The following is a 19830-nucleotide window of genomic DNA, read 5'->3' on the forward strand; positions in this document are numbered from 1 at the left end:
GAACAGAACCATTCTGTCGTCTGGTCGCTCGGCTTTTTGCCAATGTCGCAAACAGGCTTCATCAGGCCCACCGCTCCGCCCTATAGTCCGCCCGCTTTATCACTTTGGAGTCGCGGGCAATGGCAGAGTTTCCGAAAAAGGCGAAGGTCGTCATCATTGGCCTCGGCGGTATTGTCGGCGCGTCGATCGCGCATCACCTGATCGAGCGTGGCTGGGACGACATTGTCGGCATCGACAAGTCGGGCATCCCGACCGACATCGGTTCGACCGCGCACGCTTCCGACTTCTGCTACACGACCAGCCACGATTTCCTGTCCTGCTGGACGACGCTCTATTCCATCGATTTCTACGAGAAGATGGGCCACTACGCCCGCATCGGCGGCCTTGAAGTCGCCCGTGTCGGCGACGACGGCCGCATGGACGAGATCAAGCGCAAGATCGCTTCGGCGAAAGCTTTCGGCACACGCGCACGCCTGATCGAACCGGCCGAGATCAAGGAAAAGTTCCCGCTGATCGAACAGGACATGGTCCAGGGCGGCCTGTGGGATCCGGACGCCGGCCTCGTCATTCCGCGCTCGCAGACCGTTGCCGGCAAGCTGGTCGACCAGGCGGAGGCTTCGGGCAAGCTGAAATCCTTCGCCAACACGTCGGCCAGGTCGCTCGTGGTCAAGGACGGCCGCATCAGCGCCGTGGTGACCGACCGCGGCACCATCGAGGCCGATTATGTCATCGTCTGCGCCGGCATCTGGGGCAGGCTGATCGCGGAAATGGTCGGCGAGGACCTGCCGGTCATGCCGATCGACCATCCGCTGACCTTCTTCGGGCCGTACAATGAGTTCGCCGGGACCGGCAAGGAGATCGGCTGGCCATTGCTGCGCGACCAGGGCAACTCGGCCTATATGCGCGACACCGGCGATCCCAAGACCGCCGAAGGCGGGCAGATCGAATGGGGTTACTACGAAGAGACCAATCCGCGCCTTTGTCATCCGCGCGACCTGCTGGAGAAGGACCAGGCCCGTCTTTCTCCGTCGCAGCGCGATCTCGACATGGAGCAGATCCTGGCGCCGCTCGAGCGCGCCATGGAGTTGACGCCGATCCTGGGCGAGCTCGGCTACAATGAAAGCCATTCCTTCAACGGCCTGCTGCAGGTGACGGCCGATGGCGGCCCGTCGATGGGCGAGAGCCAGAAGGTGAGGGGCCTGTGGTATGCCGTCGCCATCTGGGTCAAGGACGGGCCCGGCATGGGCAAGCTGATCGCCGACTGGATGACCGACGGCCGCACCGCGATCGATCATCACGCCATCGACTATGCGCGCTTCTATCCGCACCAGACCAAGGAGCAGTTCATCTGGGATCGCTGCACCGAGACGGCGATGAAGGTCTACAATCCGGCGGTGCATCCGCGCGAGCCCTTCTCCAAGGGCCGCAACATCAGGCGCTCGCCATTCTGGGAGCGCGAGAAGGAACTCGGCGGCTACTTCATGGAACTGGGCGGCTGGGAGCGCGCCCATGGCTATGCCGCCAACGAGCATCTTCTGGAGAAGTACGGCAACCGGGTGCCGGTGCGCGAGAACGAGTGGGACAACCGCCATTTCTGGCGCGTCTCCAATGCCGAGCATCTGGCGATGAGCGAGGATTGCGGCATCGTCAATCTCTCGCATTTCTCCATGTATGACGTCGAAGGGCCCGATCATGTCGCGCTGCTGGAATGGCTGTGCGCGGCCAAGATCGGCGGCGACAACAACATCGGCAAGGGCATCTACACCCACTTCCTCGACGAGGAAGGCATGGTGCGCGCCGACTTCACCGTCATCCGCATGGCCGATCGCTGCCGTGTGATCGACGGCGCCGATGCCGGCCCGCGCGACTTTCGCTACATGCAGCGCACCGCGCAGGACAAGGGTTTTGACGTCACCATCACCGATGTGACGGAAAAATACGTCACCATCGGCATCTGGGGGCCGAATGCCCGCGCGACCCTGCAGAAGGTGGTCGAGAATCCGGACGGGCTCTCGGTTGAAAACTTCCCCTTCGCCGCGATCAAGCCGATCCGGATCGGTGGCAAGGATGTCACCGCTTTCCGCATCTCCTATGTCGGCGAGCAGGGTTGGGAACTGCACATGCGCTATGAGGACGGCCTGGCCGTCTGGGACGCGCTGCGCTCGACCGGCGTCATGCCGTTCGGTGTCGAGACCTATGCCAATACGCGCCGCATGGAAAAGAGCCTGCGGCTGCAGAACGCCGACCTTCTGACCGAGTACAATCTGCTCGAAGCCGATCTCGCGCGTCCGAAGGTCAAGGAGAATGATTTCTGCGGCAAGGCCAAGCATGTCGAGTACCGTGCCCGCGAGCATCAGCCGGCGACCTTGTGCACGCTGGTGATGACCGAAAACACCGATTCGAAAGGCGTGGCGCGTTATCCCGTGGGCATCATGCCGGTGCTGGATCCCGCCACCGGCGAGACGCTGGTCGACGAACTCGGCCGCCGCTCCTTCACCACATCGGTCGCCTATGGCCCGACCATCGGCAAGAACATCGCGCTCGCCTACCTGCCGCATTCGCATGCGCAGGAAGGCCGCAAGCTCAAGGTGGAATATTTCGGCGAGACCTACCCGGTCGAAGTCGCCGGCGTTGGTTACAAGCCGCTCTACGATCCGGAGAACCTCAAGCCGCGCAGCTGATCGGCTGCTCGAGCGAAAGACCGACCGCAAAAGCCTGGCCTTTGGCCGGGCTTTTGTCTTTTTAACCGCGCCGTTTTGGCTTACCCTTGCGGCATGTCTGCTTTCCCGTATGCAAGACATCTCATTTCCGGCTGCGCCGCGCTGGCGCTGATGCTCTGGCAGGCCCCGGAATCCCGCGCGGACGAGCCGGTCGATGTCGAGCTGGTGCTGGCGGTGGATGTCTCGCTGTCGATGTCGGCGGATGAGCTCGAGATCCAGCGACACGGCTACGCGGCGGCCCTGACGCATGACAATGTGCTGCAGGCGATCGCCGATGGCGCCTATGGCAAGATCGCCGTCACCTATGTCGAATGGGCCGGCACCACATGGCAACGCGTCATCGTGCCGTGGACTGTCATCGCCAACCGCGCCGATGCCGAGCGAGTGGTGGCGCAATTGTCCGCCCAGCCGCCCAACAGCGCGCGTCGCACCTCGATTTCAGGCGCGCTGGAGTTCGGCAGCGATCTTTTCGCCGAAAGCGGCTATCAGGGAACCAAGCGGGTCATCGATATTTCGGGCGACGGTCCCAACAATCAGGGCGCGCCGGTCAATCTCACCCGCGACGGGGTGGTCAGGCAAGGCATCGTCATCAACGGCCTGCCGCTGATGACCCGAGGCGGATTTTCGGGCGCCTTTGACGTCGGTGATCTCGACCGCTACTACAGCGACTGCGTCATAGGCGGCCCCGGTGCCTTCATGATCCCGGTCAACGACTGGACGCAATTTCCCGAAGCCATCCGCCGCAAGCTGGTGCTGGAACTCGCCGGTCCGGCATCACCGCAATGGGCGGCGGAGGAGGCGGACCATCCGCCAGTGGTGCTGGCGCAGGACAAGCCGGCCGCCGACTGCCAGATCGGCGAGAAAATGTGGCGCAACCGCAGCTGGATGCTGGACAGCCGCTAGGCCCGGGCAACGGCGCGGCAAGCATTGGCAAAACGGCCGGGCCGCGCTATCCAGCAGGTGGGGGCCGCGGCCGAAACCGAGGAAACATCAGATGAAACGCCTTGCCATCCTGACAGCTGTCGCGTCCGTGCTTTTTGCCGACGGCGCCAGCGCCCAGTACAATGACCAGCCCGCCTGCGTCATGTTCGAGCACGTGAATTTTCGCGGGCGGTCGATCGAAATGGGCCCCGACGATTCCGTGAATTTTCGCCGTGGCCAGTTCTGGAACGACCGCGTGTCGTCGGTGTTCGTTCGCCGGGGCTGCACACTTGTGGCCTATGAGGATACGAATATGAGGGGGCAATCGATCGAGATCAGGCGCAGGGCCCGCGAATTGGGTGGCGACTGGAACGATCGCATCTCGTCGGCCGAGTGCTATTGCGACGGCTATTGAGGACGGCAAGGTTTTAGCCTTGCCTAGCGTCGGCCACGGGGCGTGCCTGCCGGCAGCGCCGCCAAACACGTTCCTGTTGATTGACAAGCCGATTGGCGTCAGTGAACAATTCCCCCAGAGAAACAAAAGGGGAACTCATATGAACAGGACCACCATTTTTGCCGCCACTTTGACGCTTGCCGCGGGTCTCTCCGCGCCGGTGATGGCCGCCACATCGGTCACCATCGGCATCAGCGGCTGGACCGGCTTCGCACCGCTGACGCTTGCCAAGCAGGCGGGCCTCTTCGAGAAGCACGGCCTCGACGTGACCTTGAAGAAGGTGCCTCAGGCCAGCCGGCCGCTCGCCATCGCCAGCGGCGATCTGCAATGCGCCGCCACCACGGTCGAAACCTGGCTGGTGTGGAACGCCAGCGGGGTGACCACCAAGCAGATCTTCCAGCTCGACAAATCCTATGGCGCGGACGGCATTGTCGTGCGCAACGACATCAAGACCGTCGCCGATCTCAAGGGCAAGAACGTCGCCTCCTCGGCGCCGGGCACATCGCCCTATTTCCTGCTCGCCTGGGTGCTGAACAAGAACGGCATGTCGACCAAGGACGTGACCGTCGTCAATCTGGAGCCGGACGCGGCCGCGCAGGCCTTCCTTGCCGGCCAGAACGATGCGGCGGTCACCTATGAGCCGTTCATCTCGGCCGTGCGCGACAAGGCCGACCAGGGCCACATACTTGCGACCACGCTCGACTATCCGATGGTGCTCGACACGGTCGGCTGCACGCCCGAATTCCTCAAGGCCAATCCCGATGCCGCCAAGGCGCTCGCCGACAGCTATTTCGACGCGCTCGCCCTGATCAAGAGCGACCCGCAGAAATCCTACGAGATCATGGGCGCCGACGTGAAACAGTCCGCCAAGGAATTCGAGGATTCGGCGAAATACCTGAAATGGGCCGACAAGGCCGAAAACAAGCAGTTCTTCACCAAGGAATTCCAGGATTTTTCCAAGACCGCCGGCGAGCTGCTGCTGCAGATGGGGCTGATCAAGGAAGCGCCTGACGTCGCTACGCTGGCCGACACCAGCGCGGTGGCGAACTGATCTTCCCGGCCTTTGCCCCATCGCGGCGGCGCCTGGCGCCGCCGTTCTCTCCTCGACACGTGACAATTTAAAGATGGGGACGATGTGAAGATGCGCCCGTTGCATCCAGTTTCGCCGGGCCTGCGAACCGTGCTCGGCATTTCCTTCTTCGTGCTGTTCATCGCGTTCTGGGCCTGGATCACGCTTGGCGGTCACGTCAACCGCATCTTCCTCGCCGACCCGCTGTCGATGCTCAGGGACGGCTGGCGGCTGCTGGTCGAGGATCGTTTCTGGCTCGACATACTGATCACCATCTGGCGGGTCTTTGGCGGCTTCGTGCTGGCGTCGGTCGTCGCCGTGCCGATCGGCATCGCCATGGGCGCCTGGAAGCCGGTGGAGGCGTTCCTGGAGCCCTTCGTCTCCTTCGCCCGCTATCTGCCGGCCTCGGCCTTCATTCCGCTGCTCATCCTGTGGGCCGGCATTGGTGAACTGGAAAAGCTGCTGGTCATCTTTGTCGGCTCGGTGTTCCAGATCATCCTGATCATCGCCGTCAAGGTGGGGTCGACGCGGCGCGACCTTGTCGAGGCCGCCTATACGCTTGGCTCGACGAACAACAGCATCGTCAAGCGGGTGATCATGCCGGCCAATGCGCCTGAAATCGCCGAGACGCTGCGGCTGGTGCTCGGCTGGGCGTGGACCTATGTCATCGTCGCCGAACTGATCGGCTCATCCTCCGGTATCGGCTACATGATCATCAACAGCCAGTCGCGCCTGGCGACCGGGCAGATCATTTTCGGCATCATCGTCATCGGGCTGATCGGACTGTTGTCCGATTTCGCCTTCAAGGCGTTCAACCGCTGGCTCTTTCCATGGAGCCTGGCGTGAGCAAGCTTCTCATCGAGGGCGTTTCGCGCACCTTTGCCGGCGTGCGCGGCGGACAGCCGGTCAAGGCTCTGATGCCGATCGACCTGGCGGTCGCCGCCAATGACTTCATCACTATCCTTGGTCCGTCCGGCTGCGGAAAATCGACATTGCTCAGGATCGTCGCCGGTCTCGAGGCGCCAAGCGAGGGCCGTGTGCTGCTCGACGGCAAGGCGGTGACCCGGCCGGGGCCGGATCGCGGCATGGTCTTCCAGTCCTACACATTGTTTCCGTGGCTGACGGTCGCCGAAAACATCGCCTTTGGCCTGCGCGAACGCGGCATGGCGCAAAAGGAGCGGGACGCAATCGTTGCGTCCTATGTCGATCTCGTCGGCCTGAAAGGGTTCGAGAACCATTGGCCGAAGCAGCTCTCCGGCGGCATGCAGCAGCGCACGGCGATCGCCCGCGCCCTCGCCAACGATCCGGAGATCCTGCTGCTGGACGAGCCGTTCGGGGCGCTGGACAACCAGACGCGCGGGCTGATGCAGGAGCTTTTGCTCGGCATATGGGAGCGGCGCAAGAAGACGGTGCTGTTCGTCACCCACGATATCGAGGAGGCGATCTTCATGGCCTCGCGCGTCATCGTGATGACGGCGCGGCCAGGCCGCATCAAGTCGGATGTCGCCATCGACCTGCCGCATCCGCGCCATTACACGCTCAAGACCAGTCCGGAATTCTCGGCGCTGAAGGCGCGGCTGACCGAGGACATCCGCGTCGAGGCAATGCGCACGGCACAGGGCCAGCCGGCGGAGGCTTGATCCGGTCAGGCCGCCAGCAATTGCTTGCGATCGACGCGCTCCTGCTGCGGCGAGCGGGCATAGAGCTCGCGGTAGCATTTGGAGAAATGCGAAGCCGAGACGAAGCCGCAGGCGACCGCCACCTCGACGACCGGTAGCGAGGACTGGATCAGCAGATGCCTGGCGCGGTCGAGCCGGATTTCCAGGTAGTAGCGGGCAGGGGAACGGCCCATCTCGGTGCGGAACAGGCGTTCGATCTGGCGGCGCGACAGGTCGACATGGTCGGCGATCTCGATCAGCGACAATGGCTCGGAGAGGTTCGCCTCCATCAATTCGATGATGGTCAGCACTTTCGAGTTCTGCACGCCAAGGCGAGCCCGCAGCGGCAGGCGCTGGCGGTCGGTCGGGCTGCGCACGCGGTCGGTCAGCACCTGCTCGCAGACGCGATTGACGAGGCTCTCGTCGAAATCGTCGCCGATCAGCTTCAGCATCATGTCGAGCGCGGCTGTGCCGCCGGCGCAAGTGTAGATGTTCTGATCGATCTCGAAGAGGTCGGCAAAGACATTGGCCTTCGGAAACGCCTCGGAGAAGCCCGGCAGGTTTTCCCAATGGATGGCGCAGCGCTTGTTGGACAGCAGGCCGGCGGCGGCGAGGATATGGGCCCCGGTGCACAGGCCGCCAACGGCGACGCCGCGATTGTACTCTTCGCGCAGCCAGGCAAAGGCCGATTTGTTCTGGTAACGCTCGACGTTGATGCCGCTGCAGACGATGGCCATGTTGGGCCGATCGGGGCCGGCCATCTTCTTGCGCTCGTCCTCCAGCGAGGTGTTGACCGCGCATTCGACGCCGTTCGAGGCGCGCACCGGCTTGCCATCGATGCTGGCGAGGCGCCAGCGATAGGCTTCGTAGCCGAGCATGCGGTTGGCGGAGCGCAGCGGGTCGAGCGCGGTCGCAAAAGCGATCATGGTGAAATCGGGGATAAGGAAGAACACAAACGATCGCTTGATCGGATGCTTGACGGCGTTCACGGGAACCTCATCTGGCCATGACGCGAACAGGATGTCGCGAATAGCATAGCGACATCAGGAAAAATCATGCTTGTCAATCGGCTACGCCGCCTGGGCAAGATTAAATTTGCGACATGGGTCGCAAATGGGCAATTGCTGTTCGCGATGCCCCGAGGCGCGGCATCAACTGTCCAAACGACGGGCAAAATGCGCAAAGGCGAACAAAAACGCCGCCGTGGCCGGAGCCAGGCGGCGTTACAGTCTTGAAGCAGCGGCAGGGAAGCGCTGCCTTGCAAAAATGGTCAGGCGACGAAGCCGAGGCGCGCCGCAGCCATCGCGCCGGTCTGGCCGGGCATGGTGTTGGCAAGGCGCTGACGCTCGAGAGCGGTGGTCAGGTTCATTTCGCGGCGGGCAAAGAGGCGGGAAAAAAGCTTCATGATCATCTCCAATCGGTTGCTCAGACGGGTCGCCTTCGCTTGATGGAGTGGGGCAGCTCGTTTGCTGGCGCTGATATAGGCTTGTGTGAGCAGAAACTAAATCGCAAAAGCGAAGCGCTTGATATGAAATGCGACACCGAATGCGACAAATTTGGGCAGAGTGCCTGAAATTTGCAATTATTTACAGAGTGTTAGTTTGAAATCCGCGCCGCTATGCGGCTTGCTCATATGCGCCATGCGTTGGCGACATGGCTTCAAAACTCATTTGAATGCAAATAAAATAGGGAAGGCCTGCCGGGCTGGGTGCGCGCGGCAGGCCTTCAGCATTTGCTACACACGGTTTACTTTGCTCCAGCCCAGGATCCGACGCCATTGCGAATGCCGGTCTTGGTGTCGGATGCCTCAGGCCAGCCGATATCCTTCTGCAGTTCGATCGGCAGGGAACGGATGGCGCGTTCGGTCTGGTAGCGGGCGCGGGCCGCGCTGAATTCGGTCGCGATGCGGCCGAGGGACGACAGGATAGACATTTCATTTCTCCTTGCGCGCCTGGCAGGGATGCCAGGGCAGCGACTGTTAAGTCAGGTTTGTTTCAGCTTCATTTCGTGTCGATTGCAGGTCTGTGTCGTGGTCGTTTCATGGCTGCTTGTGGCAGCATCCTCAATCGATGGAGTTGACTATGCTCCCGATCTGATGTTCAATCAAACGAAATGGAATGATGCTTTGTATCAGAAAAATTGAAGGCTGATCGCCATGAACGCCCCGCTTAATCATCCGCTGCCACTGCTCGATCTCGACGTTTTGCGCACTTTCGTGGCCATTGCCGAGACCGGCAGCTTCACCACCGCCGCCAATGCCGTCTTTCGTACGCCGTCGGCGGTGTCGATGCAGATCAAGAAGCTGGAAGACATTCTTGGCCGCTCGGTGTTCGCGCGCGACGCCCGCTCGGTGTCGTTGACCACGGACGGCGAGATGCTGCTCGGCTATGCCCGCAGGCTGCTGTCGATCAACCGCGAGGTGGTGTCGAAATTCATCATTCCCGAGATTGTCGGTGTGGTGCGGCTCGGCTCGCCGGATGATTATGGCGAGCGCGTGCTGCCGCATGTGCTGAAGCGCTTCGCGCAATCGCACCCCTCGATCGCCGTCGATGTCACCATAGACCAGAGCAGCAATCTGCGCCGACGCATGGACGATCGCGCGCTCGACATCACGCTTCTGACCAACTCCTACAAGACCAGCGCGCTCGGCGCCGAGGTGCTTTTGACCGAACCGATCGTGTGGGCCGGCGCCAAGGGCGGCTGCGCGCATCTGCGCGAACCGTTGCCGGTGTCGCTGTGGGAGGAGGGCTGCGCCTGGCGAGCCGGTGCGCTTGATGCGCTGGGGCGCGAGGGCCGCAACTATCGCGTCGCCTACATGAGCGCGCATACGGCCGGCCAGCGTGCCGCGATCATGGCCGACCTCGCGGTCGCGCCGCTGCCGCGGTCATTCCTCGGCAACGACATGGTCGAGCTCTGCCCGAAGGACGGCATGCCCGATATCGGCACCTACAATCTTGCCATGGTGGTGGCCCCGGACGCAAGCGCGCCGGTCAAGGCCGTCGCCGACCACATCCGTGCGACGTTCGAGGTCTTCCGGGAAACCGGCAAGTTCTGATCCGCCGCCGAAGGGGCAAGCGTTACTCCGCCGCCTCGGCGGAGGGCGCTTCAAACCTTGTCTTCCTGTCTTGCCTGACCGGTGAGCGGTTCTCGCTGAGGAACGCGACGATGTGCTGGCGTGCGCGTCGTGATTCCGGCATGTCGATCAGCGGCCAGACGTGGAACATGCCTTCCTCGTGGACGACGTCGACCTCGACGCCGGCTGCCCGCGCTTTTTCGGCGAAGATCAGATTGTCGGGGGTCAGAAGATCACGCGAGCCCGTCAGCATCAGCGTTTTCGGCAGCACCGAGAGATCGCCGTAGACCGGGCTGATATGCCAGTCGCTGCGGTCCATGCCGGCACTGTACATCCGGATCGCCTCGAGGCCGCCCGGGATGCCGAGCCAGGGGTCGTTGCGCTCTGCCTCGAACAGCTCGGGGTTGGAAAGCGACATATCGAGCCCGGGTGAAATCAGCACATGGCGCGACGGCAAGGGCAGGGGCTCTTCGGCAGCCATCATGGTCAGCACCACGGCCATGTTGCCGCCGGCGGAATCGCCCATGAAGATGATGTCCTCCGGTTCCGTCTCGTCGAGCATCTGGCGATAGACATCGCCGACCATGCCGAACATGGCGTGGAAATCGTGTTCCGGGGCGATGGGATAGATCGGCACGGTGATGCCGTAACCCAGCCGGTCGGCCATCTCGGCGATCAGATGCCAGTGGTAGGGTGTGATTTCAAAGACGTAAGCACCGCCATGCAGGTAGAGAATCCGCCTATGCTCTCCGGCCCTAGGGGCAATTTCGTAGACCGGAAAGCCGTCGACGGTGCGTGTCTCGATGTCGAAACGCTGGTGTAGCGAGGCCGGCGGATGGTGATCTTCGGTCTTGCGCGCGGCCGCGATCCAGCGCTGCAGGTTTTCAGGGCTGGAAAACGCCTTCTTGCGGCTGTGCCTGAGCACGAAGGAAACGACGTGGCTTTTCAAACTTGGCATGCGGATACACGAACTTCGGCTGCAGCCGACTAAGAGAATTCCCCATCTCTTGCGAAGATCGTGCGTTGGCCAAAAATGTCAAGATTTACGCCGTGTCCACACGTCGGTGTGATGCGCGCTCCGTGTCAGCGGCGCGGCAAAAGCGCCACGCGCAGTCGGTTGCTGGTTCGGGCCGGGGATCTGCGAGATCCCCGGCGCCTGCCGAGCAGTTTGCATTTGTCGGCGAAGGTCATCAGCGCGGCGTGCCCAGAAGCAGCGAGGTGAGCGCGGCCTGCGGATCGCTCGGCGGCGAGGCCGGCCAGCCGATGTCTTTCTGGACATGCGCCGGCAGGCTGTTCAGCGCGCGGATCGCCTTGTTCCTGGCATGGGTCTGCCTGATGGTCACACCGAACCGGCCAAGATTTTCGAACATCGACATTTTCATCTCCCTTGAAGGACGACGGCGGCCGAGGATCGTCCCTGGCCGCCGTTCGATGTCCGCTAAATGCGCTCGTTATGTATCGGATGGATTTCGTGAAAACAGCGTTTTGGTTTCCGGATCCGGCGATCCGGAAACATTTGCATGCAAATGAAATCAGTGCGCGTGCCCGGATAGGCAGGCATGCCGGCCCGGCCTCGACTCATGCATGCCCCCGAAATCGGAGAGTTGACACCGGTCGAGGAATGCCTGTTATTGTGCAGTGCAGCATGGGGATGCTAACAGGGGTATGGGGCGTGGGCGAGATTCACAGCATTCAGTATCTTCGCGCGTTCGCTGCCGTCGCGGTCGTCTGTTTCCACGTCAGCGAACAGTTCAACGGGCCGTTCGCTGTTGGAGCGGCAGGCGTCGACATCTTCTTCGTCATAAGCGGTTTCATCATGTGGGTGACGACGGCGCGCCGCCCCACCGACCCGCGGCAATTCATGTGGCGGCGCATAGTTCGCATCGTACCGCTTTACTGGATCGTCACATTGGTGACCGCGGCCGGTATATTCCTCAAGCCGCAGTTTTTTTACGGGCATGAGCTCAGCTGGGATAATCTTATCGGGTCTCTGTTTTTCCTGCCCGTCCTGCAGAATGGTTCGCTGCATCCGGTGGTCATCCAAGGCTGGACGCTCTGCTACGAGATGATGTTCTACATCATCTTCGCGCTGGCGCTGCTGCTTGATGAGAAGCGGCGTCTCGCTGCAACGGTCGGCGCATTGCTGGCTATTGTCGTTTTGCACCTGTTCTGGCTGAGGGGATACGCCAGCGCTTTCACGTCGCCCATCGTGCTTGAGTTCGGAGCCGGCGTCGTCATCGGAAGATTGTGGATGAAGGACATCAGGCTTCAGCTGATCCTGGCCCTGTCATTGATTGGTGGCGGGGTAATCCTGCTTGGGCTCGCCCAGGCGCTTGATCCGGAAATGCCGCGCGTGCTGCGCTGGGGCGTCCCGGCGACGTTGATTCTGGGCGGAGCGGTTTTTGCGGAGCGTGCCCGGCCTTCAAAGCCCTGGGCCTGGCTCCAGTTCGTCGGCGAAGCCTCGTATTCGATCTATTTGTGGCATGTGCTGGTGGCAATCATCATGACAGGCGTTTTGCTGCGGCTGGGCGTTCCGTCCGGCTGGCGACCTGTGTTGCTGGTCATGCTCAGCCTGGCTGCCTCCGCATTGCTCTACCTGGCAATCGAAAAACCCCTGATCCGGCTGTTCAATCGGGCACGCCGCAAAGAACCCGCGATCAGACATGCCGCGGTTCAGCTTGGCGCCGCGGTCGAGTAGCAATTTCGAATGACAGTCCCGCGCGAACGCTATTCGCGGCCGCGTCGTGCCGCGTGGCCTTCGCGCGAGCGCCGGCGCGGGGTGGCGTCGCCGGCGACACCATCCTCGCTGACCGTCTTGCGTGGCGGCAGTTTCACCGCCGCCGACAATTTCGGGAACGGATCGACCTTGTTGGGCAGCGCCATGGCGTAGACGAAATGCTCCTGGAATTTCGGCTCCAGGGCAGTCTCGATCTTCTCGATCTGGCTCACCGTCTCCTCGATCTCGCGGCGATAGCCGCGGTTCAAGAGCGCCATGCGCGCACCGGCGCCGGCGGCGTTGCCGACGGCCGAGACCTTGTCGAGGTCGCAATCGGGGATCAGACCCAGCACCATGGCGTATTTCGGATCGATGAAGGAGCCGAAAGCGCCGGCGAAGTGGATGCGGTCGACATGTTCGGTGTTCTGCTTTTCCATCAGCAGCTTGGTGCCGGCGTAAAGGGCGGCCTTGGCGAGCTGGATGGCGCGCACGTCGGTCTGGGTGATGGTGATCTTTGGTTCGCCTTCCTTCAGCACGTAGGAGAAGGTTCGGCCGTTGGCGACGACCCGGGGCGAGCGCAAGCTGAGCGATCCGTCGACGACGCCATCCTCGGAAATAATGCCGGCGAGATACATCTCCGCCACGATCTCGATGATGCCGGAACCGCAGATGCCGGTAACGCCCGTTGCCTGCACGCTGTCGAGGAAGCCTGGCTCGTCGGACCACAGTTCGGAGCCGATGACGCGGTATTTGGGCTCCAGCGTCTCGGGGTCGATGCGCACGCGCTCGATGGCGCCGGGCGCGGCACGCTGGCCGCCGGAGATTTCGGCGCCTTCGAAAGCGGGGCCGGTGGGAGATGAAGCAGCCACGACCCGCGCACGATTGCCAAGCACGATCTCGGCGTTGGTGCCGACGTCGACGATCAGCATCATCTCGTCCTGGCGATGCGGGCCTTCCGACAGCGTGACCGCCGCGGCATCGGCGCCGACATGGCCGGCGATGCAAGGCAGCATGTAGAGGCGAGCGCCCTGGTTGAGCTTGAGGCCGATATCGGAGGCCTTGATGCGCACCGCGCCCGAGACGGCGAGCGCGAAGGGGGCGCCGCCGAGTTCGGTCGGATCGATGCCGAGGAACAGATGGTGCATGATCGGATTGCCGACGAAGACGGAATCCAGGATGTCGTTGCGCTGGACATTGCCTTCCGCGCAGACCTTGTCGACGAGGCTGGAGATCGCCTCGCGCACAGCCACCGTCATGCCTTCGCGGCCATCCGGGTTCATCATCACATAGGAGACCCGGCTCATCAGATCCTCGCCGAAGCGGATCTGCGGGTTCGACGTGCCGGACGAAGCGGCGACACGGCCCGAGAGCAGCGACACCAGATGCATGGCGATGGTGGTCGAGCCGATGTCGCAGGCCAGGCCATAGGCCTCGTTCTTGAGGCCCGGCCACAGCGCGATGACGCGTGCGATGTCGCTGTCGGCATCCTTGTGGATGGCGGCGGTGGCGGTCCAGTTGCCCTTGCGCAATATGCCCTGCACCTGCGGCAGCAGGTAGAAATCGAATTCGAGGCTTTTAAAGCCCCAATCCTTCATCAACGCGATCTTCAGCCGGTCGAGGTCGCCGAGCGGCTTGTGCATGTCGGGCTCTTCGATCTCGACATAGCACATGCGGATCGCCGTATCGCGGGCGATCACCCTGGTATCGGCATCCTTGCGGATGGTCTGCGCATTGATGACGGTATCCTGCGGCACGTCGATGACGAGGTCGCCGAGGATCTGCGCCGAGCAGGACAGGCGGCGCCGTTCGGGCAAGCCGCGCACGCGCTCATAGCGCTCTTCCTTGGGTCCCTTGGCCGAAATGTGATCGTTGGAGGAGACGATCTTGTGCTTGGCGAAATTGCCTTCCTGTACCTCGATCTGGCAGCGCCCGCACGTGGCGCGGCCGCCGCAGACGCTCTCGACATAGACGCCAAGCTGGCGCGCGGCATCCAGCACCGGCGTGCCGACGGGAAACCGGCCGCGCTTGCCCGACGGCATGAACAGCACGAGCGGATCGGTGATGTTGGCGGGAGAATTCATGCTTGCACGTGTCTCGGTAAGAATTGTCGATACCGTTTAACGGATCGTCTCAGGATTGGGCGGAATGTCTGATGGTCCAGAGACCGATCATGTCCGATCTCCTGCTTTCCGGCATATTCACCGCCTTCACCATGGTGCGGCTGCTCAAAGGCCCATGGCTGCGCAATTCGCAACGCCTGGCCACCGGAATCGCAGGCGGCGCGACCGGTATATTCGGATCGTGGACGGGAGTGGCGTTGTTCGACGCCATACAAGGCATCGCCTGAACGCAAAGCAGACGCGTCCGACCGCATCAATGATGCGATCGGTTCAGCGTGGTTTGCGGTTCGGTTCACGATTGCGCGCTTATCCCCTGGCCATCCGGGCTTCACGGCCGCCGCGCCGGCGTCCGCCATTGCCGCCGCCTTCGCCGGGAGCATTGACCTGCGTCGGCGCCGCAACCGCCTGGCCGCCTTCGGCAGGCTTGTAGTCCTTGTAGGTCCTGATCCAGTTGGTGCAGTTCTCGTCGGTGCCGTTCAGCACATTGGCGCCGCGCACGGCTTCCATTTCCTGCGGCCGAACCGGGTTCATGATCGCCGAGGTCATGCCGGCGCCGATCACCATCGGGATGAAGGCGGCGTTGATGCCATGGCGATGCGGCAGGCCGAAGGAGATGTTGGACAGGCCGCAGGTGGTGTTGACCTTGAGTTCCTCGCGCAGGCGGCGCAGCAGCGCGAACACCTGGCGGCCGGCGTCGCCCAGCGCGCCGATCGGCATGACCAGCGGGTCGACGACGACGTCGTGCGCCGGAATGCCGAAATCGGCGCAGCGCTGCACGATCTTCTTGGCGACGGCGAAGCGCACGTCCGGATCCATCGAAATGCCGGTCTCGTCATTGGAGATGGCGACGACCGGGACGTTGTATTTCTTGATCAGCGGCAGGATGGCCTCGAGCTTTTCCTCCTCGCCGGTGACGGAGTTGACCAGCGGGCGGCCCTTGGCGACCTTGAGTGCCGCCTCGATCGCGGCGGTGACCGAGCTGTCGATCGACAGCGGCAGGTCGACGAGACCCTGCACGATCTCCAGCGTCTGTACCAGCAGCGCCGGCTCGGTCGCATTGGGGTCGACCGCGGTGACGCCGGCATTGACGTCGAGCATGGTGGCGCCGCAGGCTGCCTGTTCCAGCGCGTCCTTGATGACGGTCTCGAAATTGCCGGCCACCATCTCGGCGGCGAGCTTCTTGCGGCCGGTCGGGTTGATGCGCTCGCCAATCACGCAGAAGGGCTGGTCGAAGCCGATGATGATTTCTCGTGTCGCCGAGGCAACGATGGTCCGGGTCATGAAATCTCTCCGTCGTGATATAAAGAGTTCTTTATATCGTTATCTCTTTTCGATCAAGCAAATGCTGATGCTCCGTGCGGGATCAGTGCGCGGTCTTCACCATATCCACCTGGGTTTCGGTAATCTCGTCATGCAGGATGTGGTCCAGCCGATCGGCAACCATCTGGTCGTCGCGCCGGATTTCGCGCTTCCACGGCTGGCGGCCCTTGAGCACGCCCGATTCATCGACGATCTCGGCGACATATTCCTCCTGGCGGTAGGCCATCACATGGATGCCCGAAATGCCGGGGATTTCCTTCACCTCGTTGATGATGTCGATGCAGAGCTGCTTGCCTTCCTTCTTCTGGTCCTGGGCACCCTCCAGCCGCTTGATGACGGCGTCCGGGATATGGATACCCGGCACGTTGGAGCGGATCCACTTGGCGGTCTTGGCCGAGGCGAGGGGGCCGACGCCGCACAGGACGAACACTTTCTCGGTATGGCCGAGGTCGCGGGCCTTCTGCATGAAGGTCTTGAACATCGGCACGTCGAAACAATACTGCGTCTGCACGAACTGCGCGCCGGCGGCTATCTTCTTGCCAAGATGGATCGGGCGGAAATCGAAGGGCGGCGCGAACGGGTTGACGGCAGCACCCAGGAAGACCTGCGGCGGCGTCGTCAGCTTGCGGCCGGACAGGAACTTGCCGTTGTCGCGCATGATGCGGACGGTTTCGAGCAGCGACATGGAATCGAGGTCGAACACCGGCTTGGCGCCGGGCTGGTCGCCGGCCTGCACGCCGTCGCCGGTCAGGCACAGCATGTTGGCGACACCCATGGCGGCGCCGCCCAGCACATCGCCCTGGATGGCGATGCGGTTCTTGTCGCGGCAGGCGATCTGCATGATCGGGGCATAGCCCATGCGGGTCAGAAGCGCGCAGATGCCGACCGAGGACATGTGGCAGTTGGCGCCCGAGGCATCGACGGCATTGATGGCGTCGACCCAGCCATCGAAGATCTTCGCCCTGTTGTAGACGTCCTCGGGATCGGCGCTGTCTGGGGGATTGAGCTCGGTCGTCACCGCGAATTCACCGCGCCGCAGCACGCGCTCCAGCCGACCGCGGGAAGAGTGGCCGGGCAGGGGATCGAGCGGCAGGTGAATGCCGGCCGGGTTTTCGTCGCGCTGGCGAGCGGTCATGCGGCGGCTCCGGTCTTTGGCGCGGCAGCGGCTTCACGGGTCGCCGCCGCCTGCGCGGTGACCCGCAGCCAGGCTGACGTTTCGCGCAACGACTGGTCGACCGGCTTCTGCACGGCCAGGATCTTGTCGCTATTGACCATGTTCTGCGAACCTTCCCAGGCCTTGACCCAGACGCAGGGCATATCGGGCTCCACCTCGCAATTGCCGTTGGCGCGCACACCGCCGCAGGGACCGTTGCGCAACTGCTTGGGGCAATTCATCGGGCATGACATGCCGGTCGAGGACAGGATGCACTGGCCGCACATGCGGCAGTCGAACATGAAGCCCTTGACGCGCTTCTCGACGAATTTCACCGGGGCCTCGACGCGACCGTAGCCGATGCCCTTCCACAAGGGGTGCAGCAGCAGAAACATGTCGGCGAAGCGGGCGTAAAACCATTCGAGCAGGCGAGAATGCCGGATCGACCACAGCCTGACCGCGAAAGAACGCTGCACGCGCCGCTGCGGCGACACGTCGGCCGGCTTGTAGTCGGATTTCGGCGCTGCCTTCTTGACCAGGGTGGCCTGGGTAACCGCCGGGTTCGTCTCAGACATTTTCTTTCCCGCCCGCCTTGACCAGAGCGACCAGCCGCTCGCGGTCGTATTTCGCATCGAGCTCCTGAAAAGCCTTTTCGACCTCGGCTTCGAGGTCGTCGCCAACCGGGACCGGATCGGCCTTGCGCCATTCGGCCAGATAGTCGTCGGTGCCGCCGGCGCCGGTGCGCATGGCGCACATGTCGATGGCCTCGGTGAAGCGCAGCGGCAGCTCACGCTTGGCGTTCTGCCGGCCCTTCTTGACGATGACCTGGGCAGGGATGTCGCGCCAGTAGACGACGATAAGATCGGCCATGAATTCTCGCTCCTCGAACTATCGAGCATTGCCGCATGCGCAATGGGGCCGCTTGTTATGGGACGACGCGCGCGCATTCAAAAGCGACGCATTTCAATGTCGTAAAATGAAAGGTGTCTTTATTCGTTTGCGACGTGCATCTGCGGCAGGTTCGGCATGCCGAAAAAGCCATCCTGCCTTATGCGGTGCCGGGCTGAAAAGAGCCTACCAGATTCCGGTTCTGAGGCCGGTCCAGAGGTAGAACCAGATCGTCGGGTGATACCATTGTTTCGAAGCCAGGCCCGGGTCGATCGTCGTGAGTTTTCCGGCCAGTGCATCGCGCACGGCCTCGACGCAGATGTCGCGTGAGAACGCCGCCTGGCGCAGCGCGTGAGTTGAGATGGTGTCGCCTTTTTTCGGTCTGCCGCGGGCCTGCTTCAGCACGCCGCCAGTGTCGACGCCAGCGTCGACGAGATGGACAGTCGTGCCGAAATTCTGCGCGTCGCCTGATACCAGAGCCCAGTAGCCACCATTCATGCCGCGATATTTCGGCGTGATGCCCGCATGGTAGTTGAGCACCGGGCAAGGCATCTTGCTCAGCATCCCGGCCGAAATCAGCCGGCAACCGTTGAGCAGCACGACGCCTGGCTGGATCTTCTGGATCGCCTGCAGGCACTCAGGCCCATTGGCCGAGGCCACCTGGATGATCTCCTGGCCCGGTCGCGGCTCGACCTCAAGTTTCTCCTCCGCGATCAATCGCGCGCCATGGCTGGCCAGAAGCCGCTTGCCCAACCTGCTCAGCACCATCGTGCCAAGCTGGCCCATGGCCGAGACCCAGCCCTGGCGGCGAGCCCGGCCACGCAGCAATTGCTTTTTGGATTCAGGGATTTCGAGGATGACGCTGACAGGGCCAACGCGATCGGCGATTGCGTTGATCATGGCCCAGACATGCTGGCCGCCGCCGGTCACGACGACGATCGGCGCGCTGGTTGCTCCCGGTGAGGACATTGCCACTTCCCTGCCTTGCATGCGGCCGGCTGCCGCGTGCTGGCCGGATTTTGTGCCGGAAGGGGGTTAAATCTTGATGACCACGCTCAGCGCTTGAACTCGATGATGTCTAGCTTCGATTCGTAATAGGGCGCGGGAAGTTCGATGCGCCATTCCTTGACGCCGGTGCGGAAGGCATAGCCGACCTGGTCGGTCTGCGGGCCGCTGCCATAGGGCTTTGCCTTGTCATCGTTGACGGAGCCGGAGCCGAGATAGATGGCGCGCTTCTCGTTGTCGTCGAAGAAGCGGCCTTGGGTTCGCTGCGACCCGCTGATCTTTTCCAGCCGCCACCCGGAGCCGTCGTCGGTCACCTTGCACTTGAACCAGCCATAGATGACGAGTGGGCTCAACCCGCCCGCCTTGATGGTGCGACACTTCCAATTGCCGGTCAGGTCCTTGTCGGAGAACGACACCAGCGGCTTCGCCAGCAAGGCATCGAGCTGTTTGACATCGGCCGGATTGCCCGCCTTCGCCTCGGCAAGCGCTGCCTTGCGCGTCTCGCCATACTTGTCGAGACGGGCCTTGTCGGCAGGCGTGATCAGCTTCTGCACCTGGCCGTCGGCAAGCGTGGGCAAGGTGCAGCAGAGCAGGCCGATGGCCGCGAGCAGTGGGCGAAGGATCATCTGGAACTCCCCGAGTCTCTAAAATGGCAGTCGAAAATGGCAGTTAATGTCCGGAGCGGCGCTTCTGCCGGCTGATGGCTGACTTTACCGGGTCGCTCGCGCCTGTC

Annotated in this window: 21 protein-coding genes; 9 read left to right on the forward strand and 12 right to left on the reverse strand. The window is 62.6% G+C overall.

Annotated elements, in window-relative coordinates:
* The first annotated feature begins 119 nt into the window (after window positions 1–119).
* The 6 genes from MesoLj_RS19230 (at window position 120) to MesoLj_RS19255 (ending at window position 6804) form a co-directional block, all read left to right on the forward strand.
* Complete coding sequence (locus tag MesoLj_RS19230) at window positions 120–2681, forward strand: GcvT family protein (protein ID WP_202321811.1); 2562 nt, start codon at window positions 120–122, stop codon at window positions 2679–2681.
* 93 nt (window positions 2682–2774) lie between these two features.
* Window positions 2775–3623: a DUF1194 domain-containing protein gene (locus MesoLj_RS19235; protein ID WP_202321812.1), complete on the forward strand. Its 849-nt coding sequence runs from the start codon at window positions 2775–2777 to the stop codon at window positions 3621–3623.
* A gap of 91 nt (window positions 3624–3714) precedes the next feature.
* A complete protein-coding gene (locus MesoLj_RS19240) occupies window positions 3715–4056 on the forward strand; it encodes a peptidase inhibitor family I36 protein (RefSeq protein WP_140772951.1) in 342 nt (113 codons plus the stop codon).
* Between the two features lie 139 nt (window positions 4057–4195).
* A complete protein-coding gene (locus tag MesoLj_RS19245) occupies window positions 4196–5146 on the forward strand; it encodes an ABC transporter substrate-binding protein (RefSeq protein ID WP_140772953.1) in 951 nt (316 codons plus the stop codon).
* Between the two features lie 90 nt (window positions 5147–5236).
* Complete coding sequence (locus MesoLj_RS19250; RefSeq protein WP_202321814.1) at window positions 5237–6010, forward strand: ABC transporter permease; 774 nt, start codon at window positions 5237–5239, stop codon at window positions 6008–6010.
* Window positions 6007–6804 (forward strand): ABC transporter ATP-binding protein, encoded by a 798-nt coding sequence (locus MesoLj_RS19255; protein WP_202321816.1) that lies wholly within the window; start codon window positions 6007–6009, stop codon window positions 6802–6804. The genes MesoLj_RS19250 and MesoLj_RS19255 overlap by 4 nt, the downstream gene beginning before the upstream one ends.
* Before the next feature lie 5 nt (window positions 6805–6809).
* On the opposite strand, the gene MesoLj_RS19260 is transcribed toward MesoLj_RS19255, so the two are convergent.
* The 3 genes from MesoLj_RS19260 to MesoLj_RS19265 form a co-directional block, all read right to left on the reverse strand.
* Window positions 6810–7748 carry a GlxA family transcriptional regulator gene (locus MesoLj_RS19260; RefSeq protein ID WP_413814136.1) on the reverse strand — a complete coding sequence of 313 codons (939 nt, stop codon included), beginning with the start codon at window positions 7746–7748 and terminating at the stop codon, window positions 6810–6812.
* Between the two features lie 344 nt (window positions 7749–8092).
* On the reverse strand, window positions 8093–8227 hold the full coding sequence (locus MesoLj_RS36645) for a hypothetical protein (RefSeq protein WP_081295128.1): 135 nt from the start codon (window positions 8225–8227) through the stop codon (window positions 8093–8095).
* Window positions 8228–8568: 341 nt separating this feature from the next.
* Window positions 8569–8754 carry a hypothetical protein gene (locus MesoLj_RS19265; RefSeq protein ID WP_095199791.1) on the reverse strand — a complete coding sequence of 62 codons (186 nt, stop codon included), beginning with the start codon at window positions 8752–8754 and terminating at the stop codon, window positions 8569–8571.
* Between the two features lie 223 nt (window positions 8755–8977).
* Between MesoLj_RS19265 and MesoLj_RS19270 the strand changes: the two genes are divergently transcribed.
* Complete coding sequence (locus MesoLj_RS19270) at window positions 8978–9877, forward strand: LysR substrate-binding domain-containing protein (RefSeq protein WP_027043894.1); 900 nt, start codon at window positions 8978–8980, stop codon at window positions 9875–9877.
* Window positions 9878–9899: 22 nt separating this feature from the next.
* Here MesoLj_RS19270 and MesoLj_RS19275 read toward each other — a convergent pair whose 3' ends face one another.
* Both MesoLj_RS19275 and MesoLj_RS19280 read right to left on the reverse strand, forming a co-directional pair.
* Window positions 9900–10853, reverse strand: a complete 954-nt coding sequence (locus MesoLj_RS19275) for an alpha/beta hydrolase (protein ID WP_202321818.1) — start codon at window positions 10851–10853, stop codon at window positions 9900–9902.
* A 232-nt stretch (window positions 10854–11085) separates the two neighbouring features.
* Window positions 11086–11271: a hypothetical protein gene (locus tag MesoLj_RS19280; protein ID WP_056573465.1), complete on the reverse strand. Its 186-nt coding sequence runs from the start codon at window positions 11269–11271 to the stop codon at window positions 11086–11088.
* Between the two features lie 296 nt (window positions 11272–11567).
* Here MesoLj_RS19280 and MesoLj_RS19285 point away from each other — a divergent pair, with 296 nt between their 5' ends.
* Window positions 11568–12593 carry an acyltransferase family protein gene (locus MesoLj_RS19285; protein ID WP_244735103.1) on the forward strand — a complete coding sequence of 342 codons (1026 nt, stop codon included), beginning with the start codon at window positions 11568–11570 and terminating at the stop codon, window positions 12591–12593.
* A 29-nt stretch (window positions 12594–12622) separates the two neighbouring features.
* Here the strand turns inward: MesoLj_RS19285 and MesoLj_RS19290 are convergent, their stop codons facing one another.
* The gene (locus MesoLj_RS19290) at window positions 12623–14692 is read right to left on the reverse strand and encodes an ASKHA domain-containing protein (RefSeq protein WP_202321820.1); all 2070 of its coding nucleotides are present in this window, start codon (window positions 14690–14692) and stop codon (window positions 12623–12625) included.
* 71 nt (window positions 14693–14763) lie between these two features.
* Here MesoLj_RS19290 and MesoLj_RS19295 point away from each other — a divergent pair, with 71 nt between their 5' ends.
* On the forward strand, window positions 14764–14958 hold the full coding sequence (locus MesoLj_RS19295; RefSeq protein ID WP_202321822.1) for a hypothetical protein: 195 nt from the start codon (window positions 14764–14766) through the stop codon (window positions 14956–14958).
* Between the two features lie 79 nt (window positions 14959–15037).
* Here the strand turns inward: MesoLj_RS19295 and MesoLj_RS19300 are convergent, their stop codons facing one another.
* The 6 genes from MesoLj_RS19300 to MesoLj_RS19325 form a co-directional block, all read right to left on the reverse strand.
* Window positions 15038–16012: a methyltetrahydrofolate cobalamin methyltransferase gene (locus tag MesoLj_RS19300; RefSeq protein WP_056572581.1), complete on the reverse strand. Its 975-nt coding sequence runs from the start codon at window positions 16010–16012 to the stop codon at window positions 15038–15040.
* Between the two features lie 82 nt (window positions 16013–16094).
* Entirely contained in the window at window positions 16095–17186 is a 1092-nt protein-coding gene (locus tag MesoLj_RS19305; protein WP_140772967.1) for a methylenetetrahydrofolate reductase, read from the reverse strand.
* Window positions 17183–17779 (reverse strand): methylenetetrahydrofolate reductase C-terminal domain-containing protein, encoded by a 597-nt coding sequence (locus MesoLj_RS19310; RefSeq protein ID WP_140772969.1) that lies wholly within the window; start codon window positions 17777–17779, stop codon window positions 17183–17185. Before MesoLj_RS19310 ends, MesoLj_RS19305 begins: the two co-directional genes overlap by 4 nt.
* Window positions 17772–18074: a virulence factor gene (locus MesoLj_RS19315; RefSeq protein ID WP_056572575.1), complete on the reverse strand. Its 303-nt coding sequence runs from the start codon at window positions 18072–18074 to the stop codon at window positions 17772–17774. Before MesoLj_RS19315 ends, MesoLj_RS19310 begins: the two co-directional genes overlap by 8 nt.
* A gap of 204 nt (window positions 18075–18278) precedes the next feature.
* Window positions 18279–19061, reverse strand: coding sequence for a formyl transferase (locus MesoLj_RS19320; RefSeq protein ID WP_202321824.1), 783 nt, complete (start codon window positions 19059–19061; stop codon window positions 18279–18281).
* A gap of 86 nt (window positions 19062–19147) precedes the next feature.
* Window positions 19148–19723, reverse strand: a complete 576-nt coding sequence (locus MesoLj_RS19325; RefSeq protein WP_202321826.1) for a DUF4893 domain-containing protein — start codon at window positions 19721–19723, stop codon at window positions 19148–19150.
* Window positions 19724–19830: the final 107 nt, after the last annotated feature.

The organism is Mesorhizobium sp. 113-3-9 (genome assembly GCF_016756515.1).
In the GTDB taxonomy this organism is placed as follows: Bacteria; Pseudomonadota; Alphaproteobacteria; order Rhizobiales; family Rhizobiaceae; genus Mesorhizobium.

Coding starts and splice junctions, on each gene's coding strand:
- MesoLj_RS19230 (WP_202321811.1), top strand. CDS start 120: ATGGCAGAGTTTCCGAAAAAGGCGAAGGTCGTCATCATTGGCCTCGGC.
- MesoLj_RS19235 (WP_202321812.1), top strand. CDS start 2,775: ATGTCTGCTTTCCCGTATGCAAGACATCTCATTTCCGGCTGCGCCGCG.
- MesoLj_RS19240 (WP_140772951.1), top strand. CDS start 3,715: ATGAAACGCCTTGCCATCCTGACAGCTGTCGCGTCCGTGCTTTTTGCC.
- MesoLj_RS19245 (WP_140772953.1), top strand. CDS start 4,196: ATGAACAGGACCACCATTTTTGCCGCCACTTTGACGCTTGCCGCGGGT.
- MesoLj_RS19250 (WP_202321814.1), top strand. CDS start 5,237: ATGCGCCCGTTGCATCCAGTTTCGCCGGGCCTGCGAACCGTGCTCGGC.
- MesoLj_RS19260 (WP_413814136.1), bottom strand. CDS start 7,748: ATGATCGCTTTTGCGACCGCGCTCGACCCGCTGCGCTCCGCCAACCGC.
- MesoLj_RS36645 (WP_081295128.1), bottom strand. CDS start 8,227: ATGAAGCTTTTTTCCCGCCTCTTTGCCCGCCGCGAAATGAACCTGACC.
- MesoLj_RS19265 (WP_095199791.1), bottom strand. CDS start 8,754: ATGTCTATCCTGTCGTCCCTCGGCCGCATCGCGACCGAATTCAGCGCG.
- MesoLj_RS19270 (WP_027043894.1), top strand. CDS start 8,978: ATGAACGCCCCGCTTAATCATCCGCTGCCACTGCTCGATCTCGACGTT.
- MesoLj_RS19275 (WP_202321818.1), bottom strand. CDS start 10,853: ATGCCAAGTTTGAAAAGCCACGTCGTTTCCTTCGTGCTCAGGCACAGC.
- MesoLj_RS19280 (WP_056573465.1), bottom strand. CDS start 11,271: ATGTCGATGTTCGAAAATCTTGGCCGGTTCGGTGTGACCATCAGGCAG.
- MesoLj_RS19290 (WP_202321820.1), bottom strand. CDS start 14,692: ATGAATTCTCCCGCCAACATCACCGATCCGCTCGTGCTGTTCATGCCG.
- MesoLj_RS19295 (WP_202321822.1), top strand. CDS start 14,764: ATGGTCCAGAGACCGATCATGTCCGATCTCCTGCTTTCCGGCATATTC.
- MesoLj_RS19300 (WP_056572581.1), bottom strand. CDS start 16,012: ATGACCCGGACCATCGTTGCCTCGGCGACACGAGAAATCATCATCGGC.
- MesoLj_RS19305 (WP_140772967.1), bottom strand. CDS start 17,186: ATGACCGCTCGCCAGCGCGACGAAAACCCGGCCGGCATTCACCTGCCG.
- MesoLj_RS19310 (WP_140772969.1), bottom strand. CDS start 17,779: ATGTCTGAGACGAACCCGGCGGTTACCCAGGCCACCCTGGTCAAGAAG.
- MesoLj_RS19315 (WP_056572575.1), bottom strand. CDS start 18,074: ATGGCCGATCTTATCGTCGTCTACTGGCGCGACATCCCTGCCCAGGTC.
- MesoLj_RS19320 (WP_202321824.1), bottom strand. CDS start 19,061: ATGTCCTCACCGGGAGCAACCAGCGCGCCGATCGTCGTCGTGACCGGC.
- MesoLj_RS19325 (WP_202321826.1), bottom strand. CDS start 19,723: ATGATCCTTCGCCCACTGCTCGCGGCCATCGGCCTGCTCTGCTGCACC.